This window comes from Shigella sp. FC1544, from assembly GCF_001722145.1.
Classification (GTDB): domain Bacteria; phylum Pseudomonadota; class Gammaproteobacteria; order Enterobacterales; family Enterobacteriaceae; genus Escherichia; species Escherichia coli.
Window position 1 is genome coordinate 1 of record NZ_MECT01000441.1, and the last position, 460, is coordinate 460.

The 460-nt window shown below is 50.7% G+C and carries 1 protein-coding gene; it reads right to left on the reverse strand.

The genetic code is table 11. The features are described from left to right. The coding region (locus tag BGK49_RS17790; protein WP_146628137.1) for an RNA-guided endonuclease InsQ/TnpB family protein at window positions 1-460 on the reverse strand (460 nt) is incomplete at both ends.

The window sequence follows — 460 nt, forward strand, 5'->3', positions numbered from 1 at the left end:
CAGAGCTGCTTGTACTCAAGCTGGCGGCGCATTTCATACCAGCCCTGATCCAGTATCGAACGGTTTAAACCTGATTTTGCCCGGACATTGCGCCCCGGCTGGCTGACCGTACCCGCTGCTGACTTTGACATGTTGCTGACCTTCAAATCCTCAATGACTATCATTGCGTGGTTTTTGCTGACGGTCGTTGTGACTTTGTGAAGGTAGTCCCTGCGGATATTTGCGATACAGGAATGCAGTCGCTGTATTTTGCGTTTCTGCTTCTGCCAGTTGTTGCTGAATTTGACCTTGCGGCTTAACTGTCGCTGAAGTCTCGCCAGCTTCTTCTGGTTTTTCTGAAAACTGTTTACAGGCTCAAAGGCTGTGCCATCTGACAGCGTGGCGAGTTTAGCCACGCCAGCATCCAGCCCGACCATTGATGCTGAAGGGTGAACCGGAGTTGATACTTCACTTTCTGTCT